Annotated in this window: 16 protein-coding genes and 2 tRNA genes; 17 read left to right on the forward strand and 1 reads right to left on the reverse strand. The window is 53.2% G+C overall.

Translation table 11 applies throughout. The features are described 5' to 3' along the window. From secG to rpsO, 9 genes are all read left to right on the forward strand, one after another. A complete protein-coding gene (secG, locus tag MJ923_RS03400; protein WP_240589904.1) occupies positions 1 to 327 on the forward strand; it encodes a preprotein translocase subunit SecG in 327 nt (108 codons plus the stop codon). A gap of 12 nt (positions 328 to 339) precedes the next feature. After that, positions 340 to 426 (forward strand) — tRNA-Leu (locus MJ923_RS03405). 82 nt (positions 427 to 508) lie between these two features. Beyond that, positions 509 to 585 (forward strand) — tRNA-Met (locus MJ923_RS03410). Positions 586 to 753: 168 nt separating this feature from the next. Continuing rightward, positions 754 to 1209 (forward strand): ribosome maturation factor RimP, encoded by a 456-nt coding sequence (gene rimP, locus MJ923_RS03415; protein WP_126166089.1) that lies wholly within the window; start codon positions 754 to 756, stop codon positions 1207 to 1209. A 27-nt stretch (positions 1210 to 1236) separates the two neighbouring features. After that, positions 1237 to 2736, forward strand: coding sequence for a transcription termination factor NusA (gene nusA / locus MJ923_RS03420; protein ID WP_126166090.1), 1500 nt, complete (start codon positions 1237 to 1239; stop codon positions 2734 to 2736). 24 nt (positions 2737 to 2760) lie between these two features. Beyond that, positions 2761 to 5403 carry a translation initiation factor IF-2 gene (gene infB / locus MJ923_RS03425; RefSeq protein ID WP_126166091.1) on the forward strand — a complete coding sequence of 881 codons (2643 nt, stop codon included), beginning with the start codon at positions 2761 to 2763 and terminating at the stop codon, positions 5401 to 5403. Positions 5404 to 5455: 52 nt separating this feature from the next. Beyond that, positions 5456 to 5869 carry a 30S ribosome-binding factor RbfA gene (rbfA, locus tag MJ923_RS03430; RefSeq protein WP_126166092.1) on the forward strand — a complete coding sequence of 138 codons (414 nt, stop codon included), beginning with the start codon at positions 5456 to 5458 and terminating at the stop codon, positions 5867 to 5869. After that, a complete protein-coding gene (gene truB / locus MJ923_RS03435; protein ID WP_240589905.1) occupies positions 5869 to 6816 on the forward strand; it encodes a tRNA pseudouridine(55) synthase TruB in 948 nt (315 codons plus the stop codon). Before rbfA ends, truB begins: the two co-directional genes overlap by 1 nt. Positions 6817 to 6914: 98 nt before the next feature. After that, entirely contained in the window at positions 6915 to 7184 is a 270-nt protein-coding gene (rpsO, locus tag MJ923_RS03440; RefSeq protein WP_126166094.1) for a 30S ribosomal protein S15, read from the forward strand. A 93-nt stretch (positions 7185 to 7277) separates the two neighbouring features. Here the strand turns inward: rpsO and MJ923_RS03445 are convergent, their stop codons facing one another. Further along, positions 7278 to 9320 carry a putative bifunctional diguanylate cyclase/phosphodiesterase gene (locus tag MJ923_RS03445; protein WP_240589906.1) on the reverse strand — a complete coding sequence of 681 codons (2043 nt, stop codon included), beginning with the start codon at positions 9318 to 9320 and terminating at the stop codon, positions 7278 to 7280. 187 nt (positions 9321 to 9507) lie between these two features. On the opposite strand from MJ923_RS03445, the gene pnp reads away from it, so the two are divergent. The 8 genes from pnp to deoC all read left to right on the forward strand — a co-directional run bounded on the left by pnp (position 9508) and on the right by deoC (position 19111). Continuing rightward, complete coding sequence (gene pnp / locus MJ923_RS03450) at positions 9508 to 11607, forward strand: polyribonucleotide nucleotidyltransferase (RefSeq protein ID WP_126166096.1); 2100 nt, start codon at positions 9508 to 9510, stop codon at positions 11605 to 11607. Positions 11608 to 11784: 177 nt separating this feature from the next. Next, entirely contained in the window at positions 11785 to 12693 is a 909-nt protein-coding gene (nlpI, locus tag MJ923_RS03455; RefSeq protein ID WP_240590242.1) for a lipoprotein NlpI, read from the forward strand. A 105-nt stretch (positions 12694 to 12798) separates the two neighbouring features. Next, positions 12799 to 14385 carry a peptide chain release factor 3 gene (gene prfC / locus MJ923_RS03460; protein WP_126166097.1) on the forward strand — a complete coding sequence of 529 codons (1587 nt, stop codon included), beginning with the start codon at positions 12799 to 12801 and terminating at the stop codon, positions 14383 to 14385. A 102-nt stretch (positions 14386 to 14487) separates the two neighbouring features. Continuing rightward, on the forward strand, positions 14488 to 14667 hold the full coding sequence (locus tag MJ923_RS03465) for a hypothetical protein (protein WP_240589907.1): 180 nt from the start codon (positions 14488 to 14490) through the stop codon (positions 14665 to 14667). A 16-nt stretch (positions 14668 to 14683) separates the two neighbouring features. Then, the gene (locus MJ923_RS03470; RefSeq protein ID WP_240590243.1) at positions 14684 to 15448 is read left to right on the forward strand and encodes a TatD family hydrolase; all 765 of its coding nucleotides are present in this window, start codon (positions 14684 to 14686) and stop codon (positions 15446 to 15448) included. 176 nt (positions 15449 to 15624) lie between these two features. Next, positions 15625 to 16884: a NupC/NupG family nucleoside CNT transporter gene (locus tag MJ923_RS03475; protein WP_240589908.1), complete on the forward strand. Its 1260-nt coding sequence runs from the start codon at positions 15625 to 15627 to the stop codon at positions 16882 to 16884. Positions 16885 to 17186: 302 nt separating this feature from the next. Beyond that, on the forward strand, positions 17187 to 17990 hold the full coding sequence (locus tag MJ923_RS03480) for an outer membrane protein OmpK (protein WP_240589909.1): 804 nt from the start codon (positions 17187 to 17189) through the stop codon (positions 17988 to 17990). A gap of 347 nt (positions 17991 to 18337) precedes the next feature. Continuing rightward, complete coding sequence (deoC, locus tag MJ923_RS03485) at positions 18338 to 19111, forward strand: deoxyribose-phosphate aldolase (RefSeq protein ID WP_240589910.1); 774 nt, start codon at positions 18338 to 18340, stop codon at positions 19109 to 19111. Positions 19112 to 19215 lie beyond the last annotated feature (104 nt).

A 19215-nucleotide genomic window follows, 5' to 3' on the forward strand; every position in this document is an offset into this window, starting at 1 on the left:
ATGTACGAAGTACTGATAGTTATTTACTTGTTGGTTGCCCTGGGTCTGATTGGCCTGGTACTCATCCAGCAAGGTAAAGGGGCAGATATGGGCGCGTCATTTGGCGCCGGTGCATCGGGTACCCTGTTTGGTTCCAGTGGTTCAGGCAACTTTTTGACCCGTTCCACAGCCATCCTTGCAGTGGCGTTTTTCACTCTGAGCCTGATCATTGGCAACCTGAGTGCACACCACGTGAAGCAGGAAGATAAATGGAACAACATCGGCTCTGAACCTGCCGCTCAGGAAGTTCAGAAAACCGAACAGTCAGAGACCAAAATTCCTGACTAAAAAGCAAGATTAGCCGAGGTGGTGAAATTGGTAGACGCGCAGCCTTGAGGTGGCTGTGTCCTAACGGACGTGCGGGTTCAAGTCCCGCCCTCGGCACCAATTTTAAAAACGACTGTTAGAGCATAAGCGACTATCAGTCATTGCAAGGAACGACGTAAGTCAATATACTTGCAGCAGTTGACGCGGGGTGGAGCAGCTTGGTAGCTCGTCGGGCTCATAACCCGAAGGTCGTCGGTTCAAATCCGGCCCCCGCAACCAGCTCCCAGTTTCGAATTTACGGAAGAATTCGCTACTGTAAACAGGTTCTTATAAGCAATGACCTCGTTATTACGGGGTTTTTTGTTATATGGACTTTCAGATCCGCCGCGAGGTTTGCGGTACAGTACTGGGGCTTTATAGCCCTTTTTTGTTTTTTTGGGGGTCACTTTGGCGACTTTGGAAACCAGACTGGCAGAGATGCTGACACCGGCTGTCGAAGCCTTGGGCTATGAGGTGTGGGGCATTGAATACGTGCAAGCGGGTAAACATTCTATCCTGCGCGTTTATATCGACAGCGAGAAGGGCATTTCCGTGGACGACTGCGCCGAATCCAGTCGCCAAATCAGTGCGATCCTCGATGTTGAAGATCCTATTTCTCACGAATTCACCCTTGAGGTGTCTTCACCCGGGCTAGACCGCCCGTTGTTCAACGCGGCTCAGTATGCCCGTTACATCGGTGAAGATGTGAAAGTACAACTGACCATGCCTGTGGAAGGCAGTCGGAATTTGAAAGGCGTTATCGACACGGTTGACGGCCAGATGCTGACCATCAAAGTCGATGGCAAAGCGTTGGTCGTTGCCCTGGACAATATCCGCAAAGGCAACATTATTGCGAAGTTTTGATGGTTTCAAGGTGAACGAGGCAAGACGATGAATAAAGAGATTCTGCTGGTCGCTGAAGCGGTTTCAAATGAAAAAGCCGTTCCGCGTGAAAAGATTTTTGAGGCGCTGGAAACCGCACTGGCCACGGCTACCAAGAAAAAGTACGAAGGTGATATCGACGTTCGTGTGGCCATCGATCGCAAGACCGGTGACTACGAAACGTTCCGCCGCTGGATGGTGGTAGAGGATAACGGCGAAGCGCTGGAAAACCCTTACCGCGAAATTACCCTCGAAGCCGCTCGCTATGAAGATCCTGAAATTCAGGTTGGCGAGTTTATCGAGGACGAAATTGAGTCCGTGGTATTCGACCGTATCACTACCCAAACTGCCAAGCAGGTTATCGTGCAGAAAGTGCGCGAAGCCGAGCGTGCTCAGGTAGTTGAACAGTTTTACGATAAAGAAGGCGAGATCATCACAGGTGTGGTTAAAAAGTCCAACCGTGACAGCGTGATCGTTGACCTTGGCAACAACGCCGATGGCGTGCTGTACAAGGAAGACCTGATTGCCCGTGAATCTTTCCGCCCAGGCGACCGCGTTCGCGCGCTGCTGTATGCAGTACGCCCTGAGGCCCGTGGCGCTCAGTTGTATCTGACTCGCACCAAGCCGGAAATGCTGATTGAGCTGTTCCGTGTTGAAGTGCCAGAAATTGCTGACGAAATGATCGAGGTTATGGGTGCAGCCCGTGACCCAGGCAGCCGCGCCAAGATTGCCGTGAAGTCCAACGACCGCCGCATCGACCCAATCGGTGCCTGTGTCGGTATGCGTGGTGCCCGTGTGCAAGCCGTCTCTAACGAGCTCGGTGGTGAGCGTGTGGATATCGTGCTGTGGGACGACAACCCAGCCCAGTTCGTAATCAACGCCATGGCGCCTGCCGATGTGGCTTCTATCATCGTTGATGAAGACAACCACTCCATGGACATCGCGGTTGAAGCGGACTCTCTGGCCCAGGCTATCGGCCGTAATGGTCAGAACGTGCGTCTGGCAACCCAGCTGACCGGCTGGGTACTTAACGTAATGACAGTAGAAGACATGAACGCCAAGCACCAGGCCGAAAGCGCCAAGGTGGTTACCCTGTTCATGGAGTCACTGGACGTAGATGAAGATTTTGCTCAGGTGCTGGCCGATGAAGGCTTCACCTCACTGGAAGAAGTGGCTTACGTACCCGTAGCTGAACTGCTGGCCATCGACGGCTTTGACGACGATATCGTTGAAGCGCTGCGCGAGCGTGCCAAAGCAGCTATCTCTACCCGTGCGTTGGCCTCGGAAGAAGCCCTGGACGGCGCTGAGCCGAGCGAAGAGCTGCTGAATCTTGACGGTATGGAGCGTCACCTGGCGTTTGTACTGGCCAGCCGTGGCGTTGTCACTCTGGAAGATTTGGCCGAACAAGGCATTGATGATTTGATCGAAATAGAAGAATTGACAGAAGAAAAAGCCGGCGCGCTGATCATGGCTGCCCGTAACATCTGTTGGTTTGGCGAAGAGTCTTAAGTCGATCAACAGGGGAGGTAACTAATGACGGAAATGACGGTAGAGAAATTAGCCACAGAAGTTGGCAAATCTGTTGAGCGACTGATTGAACAGTTCGCCCAGGCCGGTATCAAAAAGGCCAAAGCCGACAGTGTGACTGAAACTGAAAAGCAGCAGCTGCTTGATTATCTCAAGAAGCAGCACGGCGGCGACGCGCAGCCAACGAAGATGACGCTGCAGCGTAAAACTGTGTCTACCCTGAGTGTATCCAGCGGTGGCCAGTCTAAAGACGTTAAAGTAGAAGTGCGTAAGAAGCGTACTTTCGTGAAGCGTGACGGCAACGAAGCTGCTCTGAAAGCGGAAGAAGAAGCCCGCGCTCAGGCAGAAGCCGAAGCCGCTGCCAAGGCAAAAGCCGAAGCAGAAGCTGCTGCCAAAGCAAAAGCCGAAGCTGACGCTAAGGCCAAAGCCGAAGCCGCTGCCAAGGCAAAAGCCAAGGCAGAAGCTGATGCCAAGGCTGCTTCCAAAGATCCGGCCAAACAGGCTGAGACCGAAGAAGCCCGCGCCGAAGCTGCCCGCCTGAAGGCGCAGCAGGAAGAAACTGCTAAGCGTAAGGCCGATGAAGAAGCTGCCGCTGCCAAAGAAAAGGCGCGTGCACTGGCTGAAGAAAACGAAAGCCGCTGGGCTGAAGAAGAGCGTCGTCGCATCGAGGCCGAGCGTTTTGGCGATCACCATGTGACTACCTCAAAAGTGGCCCGTGCCGCTGAAGACACCGCCGATCAGGACGAAGAGAAGCGTGGTCGTCGTAACCGCAATAAGACTCAGACCAAGAGTAAGCGTGGTGGTAAAGATGCCCGCGAAGGTCGTGAGAAGCACATGCGTCACAAGAACACGCCTGAGTCCATGGCCCACGGCTTTAACAAGCCGGTAGCTGCCGTGAACCGTGAAGTGCGTGTTGGTGAAACCGTTACTGTAGCCGAGCTGGCGCAGAAGATGGCCGTGAAAGCCACCGAAATCATCAAGCAGATGATGAAGATGGGCTCCATGGTTACCATCAACCAGGTGCTGGATCAGGAAACTGCTCAGCTGGTTGCCGAGGAAATGGGCCACAAGGTGGTACTGCTGCGTGAAAACGAGCTGGAGCATCAGGTACTGGCCGACCGTGACGATGATGAGAAGCTGGAGCCACGCGCCCCTGTAGTAACCATCATGGGTCACGTTGACCACGGTAAGACCTCGCTGCTGGATTATATCCGCCGCGCCAAGGTTGCCGCCGGTGAAGCAGGTGGTATTACCCAGCACATCGGTGCATACCATGTAGAAACCGATAACGGCATGATCACCTTCCTGGATACCCCTGGTCACGCTGCGTTTACCGCAATGCGTGCCCGTGGTGCCAAGGCAACTGACATCGTAATTCTGGTAGTGGCCGCCGATGACGGTGTAATGCCACAGACCATCGAAGCTATCCAGCACGCCAAGGCCGGTAACGTGCCTCTGATTGTGGCTGTGAACAAGATGGATAAGCCAGAAGCCGATCCGGATCGTGTGAAGAGCGAACTGGCTCAGCACGCCGTTATGTCGGAAGACTGGGGTGGCGATAACATGTTCGTTCACGTATCTGCCAAGGCGGGTACCGGTGTTGACGAACTGCTCGAAGCCATTCTGCTGCAGGCCGAAGTTCTGGAACTCAAGGCTCGCCGCGAAGGTATGGCCGCCGGTGTGGTTATCGAATCTCAGCTCGACAAGGGCCGTGGTCCGGTAGCAACCGTTCTGGTTCAGGAAGGTACGCTGCGTCAGGGCGACATCGTTCTGTGTGGTCTCGAGTACGGTAAAATCCGTGCCATGAAAGACGAGAACGGCAAGCCAATTCAGGAAGCCGGTCCTTCTATTCCAGTAGAGATCCTGGGTCTGTCTGGCGTACCGTCAGCCGGTGATGAAGCCACTGTAGTACGTGACGAGCGTAAAGCCCGTGAAGTTGCCCTGTACCGTCAAGGCAAGTTCCGTGAAGTTAAGCTGGCACGTCAGCAGAAGGCCAAGCTGGAGAACATGTTCGCCAACATGACCGAAGGCGAAGTACAGGAACTGAACGTGGTACTGAAGGCCGACGTACAGGGTTCTCTGGAAGCCATTTCCGACTCGCTGCGTAAGCTGTCTACCGACGAAGTGAAGGTGAATATCATTGCTTCCGGTGTGGGTGCGCTGACCGAAACCGACGCCACTCTGGCTGCGGCCTCGAACGCCATCATGGTTGGCTTTAACGTGCGTGCCGATGCTCAGGCCCGTAAGACCATCGAATCTGAAGCCGTTGATCTGCGCTACTACAGCGTGATCTACGACCTGATTGACGAAGTGAAGTCTGCCATGAGCGGCATGCTGTCACCTGAGTTCAAGCAGCAGATCATCGGTCTGGCCGAAGTGCGCGATGTGTTCAAGTCTCCTAAACTGGGTGCAATCGCTGGCTGTATGGTCACCGAGGGTGTTGTGAAGCGCAGCGCGCCAATCCGTGTACTGCGTGACAACGTGGTTATCTACGAAGGTGAGCTCGAGTCTCTGCGCCGCTTTAAGGACGACGTTAATGAAGTCCGCAACGGCATGGAGTGTGGTATCGGGGTTAAGAACTACAACGATGTTCGCGTAGGCGACCAAATCGAAGTGTTCGAAACCATCGAAGTCGCACGGACACTCTAACAACCAAAAGGGCGGCTTAGGCCGCCCTTGTTGATTTTACGGTAATAACATCATGGCAAGAGAATTTAGTCGTACCCGCCGCATCGGCCAGCAGCTGCAACAGGAGCTGGCAATGGTGCTGCAGCGGGATATGAAGGATCCCCGTATCGGCATGGTGACAGTGAATGATGTGGACGTGTCCCGCGATCTGAGCCACGCCAAGGTTTATGTCACCTTCTTCGAAGAAGATCCAAAAATTATTGAGGACAAGCTGGCTGCCCTTAACGCCGCTGCGCCCTTTGCCCGTACTCTGGTAGCTGGGCGCATGAAGCTGCGCGTGATGCCTGAACTGCGCTTTATCTACGATGCCTCTTTGGTGGAAGGTATGCGCATGTCCAACCTGGTTAGCCAGGTCATTCGCAATGACGAAGCCAAAAAAGGCCATGCCGACGAAGAAGGCGAGGCTACCGAGGGCGGAGAAAACTGATGGCAAGACGCACCAAGGGCCGCAATATCGACGGCATAGTGCTGCTCGATAAACCCACTGGCATGAGTTCCAACCATGCGCTGCAGCGGGTGAAGCGGCTTTACAATGCGGCCAAAGCCGGCCACACAGGTGCGCTCGATCCGCTGGCAACTGGCATGTTGCCGGTGTGTCTGGGCGAGGCAACCAAGTTTTCATCGCATCTCTTGGATGCCGATAAGCGTTATCTGGTAACCGCCAAACTGGGTGAGCGTACCGATACCAGTGATTCCGACGGCGAAGTGGTCAGCACCCGTCCGCTGAATTTCACCCAGGAAGCACTGGATGCGGCGCTGGACAGTTTCCGCGGCGATACCATGCAGGTGCCGTCCATGTTCTCGGCACTCAAGTATCAGGGCCAGCCCCTGTACAAGTATGCCCGCGAAGGTAAGGAAGTGCCCCGCGAAGCCAGGCCTATCACAGTGTTTGAGCTTAACTTTATCAAGCTTGAAGGCGATGAGCTGACGCTGGATATCCACTGCTCCAAGGGTACGTACATCCGTACCATCATCGATGACCTCGGTGAAAAGCTTGGCTGTGGTGCACACGTTATTATGCTGCGCCGTACTGCCGTGGCGGCCTACCCCTATGAGCGTATGGTCAGCATCGAAGAGTTGGAAGCGCTGGTTGCAAAGGCCGACGAGCAGGGCGTTGAGGCCAAGACTCTGCTCGATCCACTGCTGCTGCCGATGGACACCGCAGTGGCCGATTTGCCAGAAGTGAACATCCCCGATGCGGTAGCGCCTTATCTGATGAATGGTAATCCGGTTCGGGTTGCTGGCATCAGCTCCGATTCGCTGATGCGGATCACCCTCGGTGAAGCCAGGCGCTTCGTTGGCATCGGCAAGATGAACGACGATGGTCAATTGGCGCCCAAACGCTTGGTTGTCTTCACAAACGACAACGATTAAAGCGGTTGCGGCCAAGGTTGAATGCGGCTAAAATAGCGCGTCTTCTCGGCTGAGTTAGTGATCGGCTGAGACAATTTACTGATATTTTGGAGATATTCATGTCACTAAGTACTGAAGCTAAAGCAAAAATCCTGGCTGAGTTTGGCCGTGGTGAAAACGACACTGGTTCTACTGAAGTTCAGGTAGCTCTGCTGACTGCTCAGATCAACCACCTGCAGGGTCACTTCAAGACTCACATCCACGATCACCACTCACGTCGTGGTCTGCTGCGTATGGTTAGCTCTCGTCGTAAGCTGCTGTCTTACCTGCAGCGTACCGATGCTCAGCGTTACACCGCGCTGATCCAAAAGCTGGGTCTGCGTCGCTAATCAGCACCGCAGATACAGGAAAAAGGAGGCTTATGCCTCCTTTTTTCATGCCTGTTTTTCAGGCTCGCGGGTTCTTGATGGGCTTACTCAGTATCAGCCACTCAAATCATGGACGCTGGCGGTACTGCTTTGAAAATACTTCTGTTCAAACTCTTCTACTGGCAGCGGCGGGCTGAAATAAAAGCCCTGACCCACACCACAACCGGCTTTTCTCAGCCACTCCAGCTGCAGCTCATTTTCAATCCCTTCAGCCACAATACGCAGATCCAGCTGCTTACCCAGCATCAGAATAGTCGAGGCGATGGCGCTGTCGCTGGGCAGATCAGACACAAAGCAGCGGTCGATTTTCATGGTGGTGATGGGCAGATGGCGCAGGTACGACAGTGACGAATAGCCGGTACCAAAGTCATCCACCGCAATACCAAAACCCGCATTCTTAAGCTGCTCAAGCTTGCTGATGGCCGCTTCCACATCGCTCATCAAGGAGGTTTCGGTGATTTCGATCTCCAGCAGCTCCGGCTGGATTTGATAGCGCAATGCCATTTGCTTGATATCGGGCACCAGGCTTGCATCGGCAAACTGCTGTGATGCCACATTCACCGCAATGGGGATGGCAAAGTTATATTGCTTTTGCCATTGGCGCAGCGTCTTACAGCTTTGCTCCAATACCCAGCGACCGATAGGCACAATGATGCCGGTTTCTTCAGCCACAGGAATAAATGACATGGGGCTTATCAGGCGGCCATCTTTTTTCCAGCGAATTAGCGCTTCACAGCCCATCAGTTTGCCGGTGGACAGGTCCAGCTTGGGCTGAAAGTGCAGCAGAAATTCATCGTTTTTCAGGGCATCGTGCAACGAGGCTTCGGTGCGCAGACGCACGGCCGCGCGCTCGGTCATTTGCTGCTTGAAGAAGGCCCACTGGTTCGAGCCGGAGGCTTTGGCGCTGTACATGGCGATGTCAGCGTGGCGAATAAGATCTTCGGCGCTGTTACCGTCTTCCGGGTAGAGAGAGATCCCTACCGACGCAGCAGGGTGGATCGAGTGGTCACCAAGCTGAATTGGGTTATTTAGCTGAAACAGCAGCTTATCAACAAAGTCTGCCGCCATGTCGGCGGAGTTGATTTCATCAGCCAGAATAACGAACTCATCACCGCCAAGGCGGGCGACTGTGCCTTTATCGCCAACAACCCGCTCAAGCAGCCGTGCAATACGTGCAAGGAACTGATCGCCAAGGGCATGACCAAGGGAGTCATTGACGTTTTTGAAACGGTCCAAATCGATAAACAGCAGCGCGAAGGCACGTCTGTGCACTCTGGCTCGCTGAATGGTTACGGCAATGGTTTCCAGCAGCAGGGTGCGGTTTGGCAGCCCGGTGAGCGGGTCTCTGGTGGCCATCTTGCGCAGCTTGCTTTGGGTCTGACCGAATTGGAGCAGAATTTGATTCAGCTTGGTGGTTACCAGGCCTAGCTCGTCGTCCTTGTGGGCCTCTGAAATCGGCAGCAGGTTTTCATCGGGGGACTCAGGCTCAATCTTGTCGATGGCCTCGCTGATGCGGGCAATGGGCTGAGTCAAAAAGCGGTGGAACACAATCGATAACACCATGGTCAGCAGTAAGGCCCGCGCCAGCGTGGCGAGGAAGCCAACTTTAAGCTGGCCGAACAGGCTGTTGGCAAGCTCTTGGGTGTCGTAGAAAATGGTAAGTGTGCCAATGAGTTGCTGCTGGCGTGAGCCTTCAAAGTAGAAGGGGCGGTAAAGGGGGCGTGAGATTTCGCGCAGGTCACCAAACAGCTCTTCACTGAGGTCACGAAAGAAGTCTGAATAGGCGTTTTGGCTGTTGCTGACAGAGACAAACATGGAACCGTCATCGAGCTCAATCACGGATGCACCTACGTGCTCAACTTTGAGCACCCCTTCGAGGGTTTGGCGGGCCAGGTTGTCATCGAGGGCCCAAACTGCGTTGGCGGCAGGCTGTTCAACCGAATCCAGCAGCTCCTGCTGGTTGGAAGTCAATGCTTCCCGGGTGGACATCACCATCAGTGACAGTTCCACGATAAACACGGCAATAGCAAAAAATAGCGCTGAAAAAACAACGAGGTTGGTTTGTTTCCAGGTAAGTGACTTAAACCTTATCGCCATCAATCGGGTTCCGGGTCAGGGAGGACATCGACATACTTGGCGCCTGGCGCTCTTTTTTGCCGACCAATAATCCTCACTTTAGTGAAAAGTTGCAGATTTGTCACCAGAATCCGCTCTTTAACTATCTGCTTGACTTGCAGTATACTTACGCGCGTATTTCAAGGTCATTAATTAAGGAATGGGTCACGTGAATCCTATCGTAAAAAGTTTTGAGTATGGTCAGCATACAGTCACCCTGGAAACAGGTGTAATCGCTCGTCAAGCCGATGGTGCCGTTATGGCCAGCATGGGCGACACTACAGTTCTGGTAACTGTTGTGGGCAAAAAGGAAGCGGACCCAGGCCGTGACTTCTTTCCGCTGACTGTAAACTATCAGGAGAAGACCTACGCAGCCGGTAAGATCCCAGGTGGATTCTTCAAGCGTGAAGGCCGTCCTTCTGAAGACGAAACTCTGATTGCCCGTCTCATCGACCGTCCTATCCGTCCTCTGTTCCCCGATGACTTTACCAATGAAGTACAGGTCATCATCACAGTGGTTTCGGTAGATCCTCAGATTGAGCCGGACATCGTTGCCATGATTGGTACCTCCGCTGCGCTGGCTATCTCTGGTATTCCTTTCAACGGTCCTCTGGGCGCTGCCCGTGTGGGTTATGTGAATGGCGAATACGTACTGAACCCAGGTGCCGCCGAACTGGCTGGCAGCGAACTGGATCTGGTGGTTGCCGGTACCCAGGGCGCCGTACTGATGGTGGAATCTGAAGCTAAATCTCTGCCTGAAGAAGTGATGCTGGGCGCCGTGGTTTACGGTCATGACCAGCAGCAGGTTGTTATCTCTGCCATCAACGAGTTTGCTGCCGAAGCCGGCAAGCCACGTTGGGATTGGACTGCACCTGTTAAAAACGAAACTCTGGTTGCGCAAATCAAAGAACTGGCCGAAGAAGGTCTGACTGCCGCTTACCAGATCATGGCCAAGCAAGAGCGTTACGAAGCCGTTGGTGAAGTGAAGAAAGCCACCATCGCCAAGCTGCAGGAAGCCAATCCTGAAGTGAACGTACGTGAAGCCGCCGATCTGCTGGGTAGCCTCGAGAAGAACGTGGTTCGCAGCCGCATCATCGCTGGCATGCCACGTATCGATGGCCGTGAGCCAGACATGATCCGTGCCCTGTCTGTGATGGCCGGTGTACTGCCACGTACCCACGGCAGCGCGCTGTTCACCCGCGGTGAAACTCAGGCGCTGGTAACCTGTACTCTGGGTACCGAGCGTGATGCGCAGAAGATTGACTCCATCATGGGCGAGCGCACCAACCGCTTCATGCTGCACTACAACTTCCCTCCATACTCTGTGGGTGAAACCGGTATGGTTGGCTCGCCAAAGCGCCGCGAAATCGGTCACGGCAAGCTGGCATGGCGTGGTATCAACGCGGTAATGCCGTCTGCCGAAGAGTTCCCATACTCTGTACGTGTGGTATCTGAAATCACCGAGTCCAACGGTTCTTCTTCCATGGCCTCTGTGTGCGGTACCTCTCTGGCGCTGATGGATGCCGGTGTGCCGATCAAGACTTCTGTGGCCGGTATTGCCATGGGTCTGGTGAAAGAAGGCGACAACTTCGTAGTTCTGTCTGACATTCTGGGTGACGAAGACCACCTGGGTGACATGGACTTCAAAGTAGCCGGTACCCGTGATGGTGTTACTGCACTGCAGATGGACATCAAAATCGAAGGTATCACCAAAGAAATCATGGAAATCGCTCTGCAGCAGGCTTACGGCGCCCGCGTTCACATCCTGAACGTGATGGACCAGGCCATCGGCAGCGCCCGTCCAGATATCTCTGACTTCGCGCCACGTATCACCACCATCAAGATCAACCCAGAGAAGATCCGTGATGTTATCGGTAAAGGCGGCGCCGTGATCCGTGCGCTGACTGAAGAAACCGGTACCACCATCGAGCTGGAAGATGACGGTACTGTGAAGATTGCCTCTAACAATGGCGACGCTACTCGCGAAGCTATCCGCCGCATCGAGGAAATCACCTCTGAAGTGGAAGTGGGCCGTCTGTACACAGGTAAGGTTATCCGTATCGTTGACTTCGGTGCCTTCGTGAACATCCTGCCTGGCAAAGATGGTCTGGTACACATCTCTCAGATCAGCGATGAGCGTGTAGCCAACGTATCTGATCACCTGCAACTGAACCAGGAAGTTACCGTGAAGGTAATGGAAGTGGATCGTCAGGGTCGTGTGCGTCTGTCTATCAAAGAAGCACAAACCAAAGAGCCAGCTGCTGAATAATTGCTGCTAAGCTGACAAAAAAGGAGATCTTCGGATCTCCTTTTTTTATTGCCACAGGTGTGAGTTTGGCAATTTGTAATAAATATCAATGGCTGATGGCGACACTCGGGATGGATTGCTATGATGGAGCCAAACAGAGCCCATTTGGGTTTCCCAGGTCGTGAAGGTGAGTGTTTGATGGAGCGTAAACTCAAGACGTTGATGTTGTCCGGGCTGTTTGGCTTATCTGTGCTGTCGGGCGGTTGTGCCTCAACCCAGAGCAGTGGTTTCGATAACGCCGGTGAAGGCCGTTTGATGGTGGCGCCGCTGTTACCTGATTATAAGCATGAAGTGGGTCTTGCGAGGCTCAATGAAGTGCTGGCCAGCATGGATTTGAACGAAGATCAGCTCTCCCGCGTTTACTACGAGCGTGGCGTTATTTACGACACCCTGGGGCTGAGGTTGATGGCCCGACTCGACTTTCATCAAGCGCTTAAAATCCGCCCCAATATTGCTGATGCCTATAATTTCCTTGGTATTTATTACACCCAGGAAGGCGACTTCGACAACGCCTACGAGGCATTCGATGCGGTGCTTGAACTTGAGCCCAACTATGATTACGCCTATCTGAACCGTGGCATTGCCCTCTATTACGGCGAGCGTGCAGATCTGGCGGTGGCGGATATGGATAACTTCCTGCGCCGCGACCCAAAGGATGGCTATCGTGCCCTGTGGTATTTCCTGATTGATGCCGACATTGACCGCGCCGCCGCGCTGGTAAGGCTGGCGGAGCATCGTAAGTCGCTCAACGGAGATGATTGGGCCAGTGCCATCAGTGACTATTACCTGGGAACCTTGTCCCGCAAAGACTTGTTTGAGCGTGCCCGCAGCGGCTTGAATCATCCACGTGAATATTCAGAGCGGCTCTGTGAAGCCTACTTCTACGTGGCCAAGGCCGAAGAGGCGCTGGGTAACAAAGAAGCGGCCGCCAATTACTTCCGTCTGGCGCTTGCCACCAACATCTACGACTTTGTCGAACACAGATATGCCCGGGTAGAACTGGGGCGCCTTGCCAATCAGGCACAGGCCGAACTCGAGCAACCCTGAGTCTGTCGTTGTACTCCTCGCCAATATAGGCGAAAATACCCGCCAATTAAGTTCCATTCGAGTCGCCGCCTTCGGGCGGCGACGCTACTTGAAAGAAAGCTATCCATGTCAAATTCACTGCTTGCAGAAGTGGCGTCACGTCGTACGTTCGCCATTATTTCTCACCCCGACGCCGGTAAGACCACTATCACCGAAAAGGTGTTGTTGCACGGCCGTCAAATTCAGACCGCGGGCACGGTGAAAGGCCGCGGGTCCAATCAACATGCCAAGTCTGACTGGATGGAGATGGAAAAGGAGCGTGGTATTTCGGTTACCACCTCTGTGATGCAGTTTCCGTACAACAGCTGTCTGGTGAACCTGCTCGATACTCCAGGCCACGAAGACTTCTCGGAAGATACCTACCGCACCCTGACCGCGGTGGACTCCTGCTTGATGGTGATTGACGCCGCCAAGGGTGTGGAAGACCGTACCCGTAAGCTGATGGAAGTGACCCGTCTGCGCGATACCCCTATCGTGACCTTTATGAACAAGCTCGACCGTGATATTCGCGATCCCATGGAGCTGCTCGATGAGGTAGAGACCGAGCTTAACATCCTCTGCGCGCCTATTACCTGGCCTATCGGTTGCGGTAAGCTGTTCAAGGGCGTTTATCACCTGCACCGTGATGAGACCATCCTGTATCAGACTGGTCATGGCCATACCATTCAGGAACTGCGCATTGTAAAAGGTCTGGATAATCCTGAGCTGGACGCCGCCGTCGGCAGCGACTTTGCCGAGCAGCTGCGTGAAGAGCTGGAACTGGTGCGCGGCGCGTCCAACGAGTTCGACCACGAGCTGTTCCTGCAGGGTGAACTGACCCCGGTTTACTTCGGTACCGCACTGGGTAACTTTGGTGTAGACCATATGCTCGACGGCCTGACCGACTGGGCGCCGGCGCCTATGCCCCGTGAAACCAGCGAGCGCACCGTGGAAGCCGGTGAAGACAAGTTCTCAGGCTTCGTGTTTAAAATTCAGGCCAATATGGATCCCAAGCACCGTGACCGTATCGCCTTTATGCGCATTGTGTCGGGCAAGTACACCCAGGGTATGAAGATGAAACACGTGCGCATTGGCAAAACCGTGAACATCTCCGACGCTGTGACCTTTATGGCCGGTGACCGCGAGCGCGCCGAAGAAGCCTTTGCCGGCGATATTATCGGTCTGCACAACCATGGCACCATCCAGATTGGGGATACCTTTACCCAGGGTGAAGATTTGAAATTCACCGGTATTCCTAACTTTGCCCCGGAAATGTTCCGCCGAATTCGTCTCAAAGATCCTCTGAAGCAAAAGCAGCTGCTCAAGGGACTGGTACAGCTTTCTGAAGAGGGCGCGGTGCAGGTGTTCCGTCCGCTGGATTCCAACGACCTGATTGTGGGCGCCGTGGGCGTACTGCAGTTTGAAGTGGTCGTGGCCCGTCTCAAGTCGGAATATAATGTAGAAGCCATCTACGAAGCGGTAAACGTGGCCACCGCCCGCTGGGTATACAGCGACGATGCCCGTAAACTGGATGAGTTCAAGCGCAAGTGTTCCGCCAACCTGGCGCTGGACGGTGGCGATAGCCTGACCTATATCGCCCCCACCATGGTAAACCTGAATCTGTCGATGGAGCGTTATCCCGACATTCAGTTTGCCAAGACCCGGGAACATTAATTCCGGATTGAAAAAGGCGGGCTTTCCCGCCTTTTTTATTGCCTGAAATTCACCTGCTAGTTGGCTGCTGAAATGGCCAGTTGTTATCACGGAGGGAAATCCATGCTGAATGTCATCAAGCGAGGCTGGAAGGCCTATACCGATTGGTGTGACAAGATGGGACTGACACCGGAAAATCGCCGTAGCTGCGCCCCAAGACTGCAAGACCCACCGCTGGCGAGCGCGTCCAAGCCCACCACCGAAGGGCAGGGCGTGGATGAACCTGAGCACACAGAGCGCTGATATGTCAGAAACTTACATTGTTGATAGCCATGCACATCTGGATTTTGCCGAGTTTGATGACGACCGGGCAGAGCTGTTTGCGGCCATGCATGCTGCCAATATTCGGCGCTGTCTCATTCCCGGGGTGTCACCTGCACATTGGGATAAACAGCTGGATGTTGCGGCGCAGTTTGACTGCCCTTTTAGCCTCGGCATTCACCCCTGGTGGGCGAATTCGCAATGGCAGCCACAGATGGCTGAACTCCGCTCCCGGCTTTATGGTCTGGCAGGCGAACAGCGGCTGGTGGCGATAGGGGAGTGCGGGCTTGATAAACATAAAAACGAGAATTGGCAGTGGCAAATGCCGCTGTTGGAGGCGCAGCTGGCTCTGGCTGCTGAGCTTGACTTACCGCTGATTTTGCATTGCGTGAAGGCGCACAATGAGCTGCTGGCGCTGCTTGCACGCTATAAGCTGCCACGCTCCGGGGTGATCCATGGCTTTTATGGCAGCGTGGAAATCGCCAAACGCTATATTGAGCTTGGTTATCGATTGGGTATTGGTGGACTTCTTTTGAATGATGATGCAGTAAAGCTGCATAAAGTGGTGGCTCAATTGCCGATAGAAAGTTTCATTTGCGAGACAGATTCCCCGGCTATGGCCCCTAAAAACTCAGTCTCACGGCGTAATTCCCCGCTGATAATTGGTCAAATCATCACCAAAATGGCCCATTTGCAAAAAAAATCCAATGTTCTAATATCAGAACGACTGTTGGCCAATGTGACGCAACTGTTTGAGCTGTAGGTTTTTTCACTTAAACAGGTGTTTGTCGCAATGAGATGTGTTGCTAAGCAGTTGAAATTTAAGTTCAAAAATTTGATCAAAACGACGATTTTCAGCAAAGGCTAAGGTATAATTTTGCTCGGAAATAGGTTGGTTAACAACATAACTAAAAAGTGTTAACAAAAGGGTGATGGTTAATGAGTATATTAATGAGCTTGGTAGGTGTAGCAGTCCTACTTGGAATAGGTTTCCTCCTTTCCAATAACAAAAAGGCAATCAGCGTTCGTGCCGTAGGTGGCGCCCTCGCAATTCAGGCTGCCTTCGGTGGTTTCGTTCTGTACGTACCTTGGGGTAAAGACATCCTGAAGTCAGTTTCTGACGGTGTGTCTGCTGTTATCGGTTACGGCCAGAACGGTATCAACTTCCTGTTCGGTGATCTGGCACAGTTCAAAGTTGGCTTCATCTTCGCCATCAACGTACTGCCAGTAATCATCTTCTTCTCTTCTCTGATCGCTGTACTGTACTACCTGGGTGTAATGCAGTGGGTTATCCGTATCATCGGTGGTGGTCTGCAGAAAGCACTGGGTACCAGCCGTACCGAGTCTATGTCTGCTACTGCGAACATCTTCGTAGGTCAGACCGAAGCTCCGCTGGTTGTACGTCCATTTATCCCAACCATGACTCAGTCTGAACTGTTCGCCATCATGGTGGGCGGTCTGGCTTCTATCGCGGGTTCTGTACTGGCTGGTTACGCTTCTATGGGCGTTAAAATTGAGTATCTGGTAGCTGCATCATTCATGGCCGCTCCAGGTGGCCTGCTGATGGCCAAGCTGATGCACCCTGAAACTGAAGCGCCTAAGAACGACATGGACGAGCTGCCAGAAGATCCTGATAAGCCAGCCAACGTTCTGGACGCTGCCGCTGCCGGTGCTTCTTCCGGTATGCACCTGGCCCTGAACGTAGGCGCCATGCTGATTGCCTTCGTGGGTCTGATTGCCATGATCAACGGTATCATCGGTGGTGTAGGTGGCTGGTTCGGTGTTGAAGGTCTGACCCTCGAGCTGATCCTCGGTTACATCTTCATGCCTCTGGCGTTCCTGATTGGTGTACCTTGGAACGAAGCTTTGGTTGCTGGTTCTTTCATCGGTCAGAAGATCGTTGTAAACGAATTCGTAGCTTACCTGAACTTTGCTCCATACCTGAAGGACATCGCTGACGGCGGTATTGTAGTAGCCGAAACCGGTGCTGTGATGTCTGACCGTACCAAGGCTATCGTGTCCTTCGCACTGTGTGGATTCGCTAACCTGTCTTCTATCGCCATTCTGCTGGGTGGTCTGGGTGCCATGGCACCTAACCGTCGCCACGATCTGGCCAAGCTGGGTATCCGTGCCGTTATCGCCGGTTCTCTGGCTAACCTGATGAGCGCGACTCTCGCAGGTCTGTTCCTGGCGCTGTAACAGTAGTGCCTCCGGGGTCCTGTTATCAGGGCAGGACCCCAGTTAATTCAACCATTTTCCAAAGAATAAAGTCTGAATCATTTCCCACCGTGTTCTACACTTCCGTGGGGTCCCAAAGTAAGCCGCTTGTTAAAAAGGTTAATTGGGATAAGGGGTCGTTTCACGACTTTGTTCACAAATAAGAATTTTGTGTTCGCGTTTACTGCCAAAATTATTGTGCTTTCGCACGGGAAAGGTAGAATACGCGGGCAAAACAAAAACGCTGCCAAAGGCAGCAAATACCTAGATAAATGGGGTTGATGATGAAAAACGTTAAAATGATGGCTGTTGCCGCCGCTACTTTTGCTGCTCTGTCTGCCGGTACCGCTCAGGCCGAACAGTTCTACGGTTTCTCTAACATGTCCGTGAACTACCTGGACTGGACCGCTAAAGCAGAAGATCGTTCTAACAACGGTTACGGTGGCGCCAAAGAAGACTTTATCTATCTGGAACTGGAAGGTGGTGCTGGTTACTCTTGGGGTGACGTATACGGCTTCATCGATCTGGAAAACCCAGAAAACATCAACGACAGCACTGGTGCTGACGGCCGTACTACCAACTCTTTCCGTATTGCTGCCAAAGGTTCTATCGCTGCCAACATCGGTAGCAGCAACTGGAACGTTTACTCTCACCTGTACAGCCTGACTGTTGCAGAAGACGGTTTCTTTGACCAGAACCTGGTTGTGGGTGTGAGCTACGACGTATTCACCGATTCTGGCTTCTGGATCAAGCCTTTCCTGGGCGTACACTACGAAAACCAAACTTTCGCCGGTTCAGGCTTCAACGGCTACATGGCTGGTTGGGTACTGGGCTACAACTTCGAAGCTTTTGGCCAGAAGTTCATGGTTACCAACTGGCACGAAACTGAATTCGCTCGCGAAGACCAGTTCCGTTACAACGGTACTGAGTACAAGCTGAAGTCTACCGGTCAGAACGGTGCTGTATCTCTGTGGTGGAACGCCACTCAAGAGCTGACCTTCGGTCTGCAGTATCGCTACGCTGATCACAAGCTGGGCACTGCTGCTTACCACGACGCAGCTATCTTCACTGCCAAGTACAACTTCTAATTGTACTGTTGGAGCCGTGCGCTGCACGGCTCCACGCTTAATGCTTAGGTCTTAATCTTTACTCAAGCATGGTTTTATCCCCAAGAGCATGTTTAAGTAAGGTTTGTGAGCTCTCGCGTTAAAAGGGATTTTTCGCGGAAAGCAGAAACAGTCAGTTTCCCCTTTCCGGTCTTCAAGGATTCAAGTCGTGATAATTATTATCGACACTGAATACCTGTAACTATGCCCTTTCGGCATAAGGCACCGCCTGAAGGCCCGGCCATAATTATTCAAACAATCCGCCACCCTCAAGGCGTTGCCCTGGACATTATTTCTGTTTCATTTGAATTACGTCTCGGAGAACAACTATGAGCGATCTTAAAAAAGCAGCCCAGCGTGCCATTGAGTTGATGGACCTCACCACGCTGAACGATGACGACACTGCAGAGAAAGTCATCGAGCTTTGCAAAAAGGCCGTCACCCCAGCAGGTCACACTGCCGCTATCTGTATCTATCCCCGTTTTATTCCTATCGCACGCAAGACGCTGATTGAGCTTGATGCTGACGATATCCAGATTGCCACTGTGACCAACTTCCCCCACGGTAATGACGACATCGCCATTGCCGTATTGGAAACCCGTGCCGCGGTAGCTTACGGTGCCGATGAAGTGGACGTGGTATTCCCATATCGCGCGCTGATGGAAGGCAACGAAACTGTCGGCTTTGAACTGGTGAAAGCCTGTAAAGAAGCTTGCGGTGACGATGTGCTTTTGAAAGTCATCATCGAGTCCGGTGAGCTGAAGGACCCAGCCCTTATCCGCAAGGCCTCTGAAATCTCTATCGATGCCGGCGCTGACTTTATCAAGACCTCTACCGGTAAAGTGCCTGTGAATGCCACCCTGGAAGCGGCTGAAATCATGCTGACCGTGATTGCCGAAAAGAACCGCGCCGTGGGCTTCAAGCCTGCCGGTGGCGTGCGTGATGCCGCTGCTGCTGCCGAGTTCCTGGGCACCGCTGCCCGCATTCTGGGTGAAGATTGGGTGACTCCACGTACCTTCCGCTTCGGTGCTTCCAGCCTGCTTGGCAGCCTGCTGCACACCCTGGAGCTGGCAGAAGCACCAAAAGGCGCCCAAGGTTACTAAGCCCTGGTCTGAATTGTGATCCGCGTCGAAACGGTAAGCTTCATCTTTGGCTAATATGAGTCTGTAATATTTTTACAGTTTCGGCGTTCCAGAGGACGAATCGT

Source organism: Shewanella zhuhaiensis (genome assembly GCF_022484835.1).
Classification (GTDB): Bacteria; Pseudomonadota; Gammaproteobacteria; order Enterobacterales; family Shewanellaceae; genus Shewanella; species Shewanella khirikhana.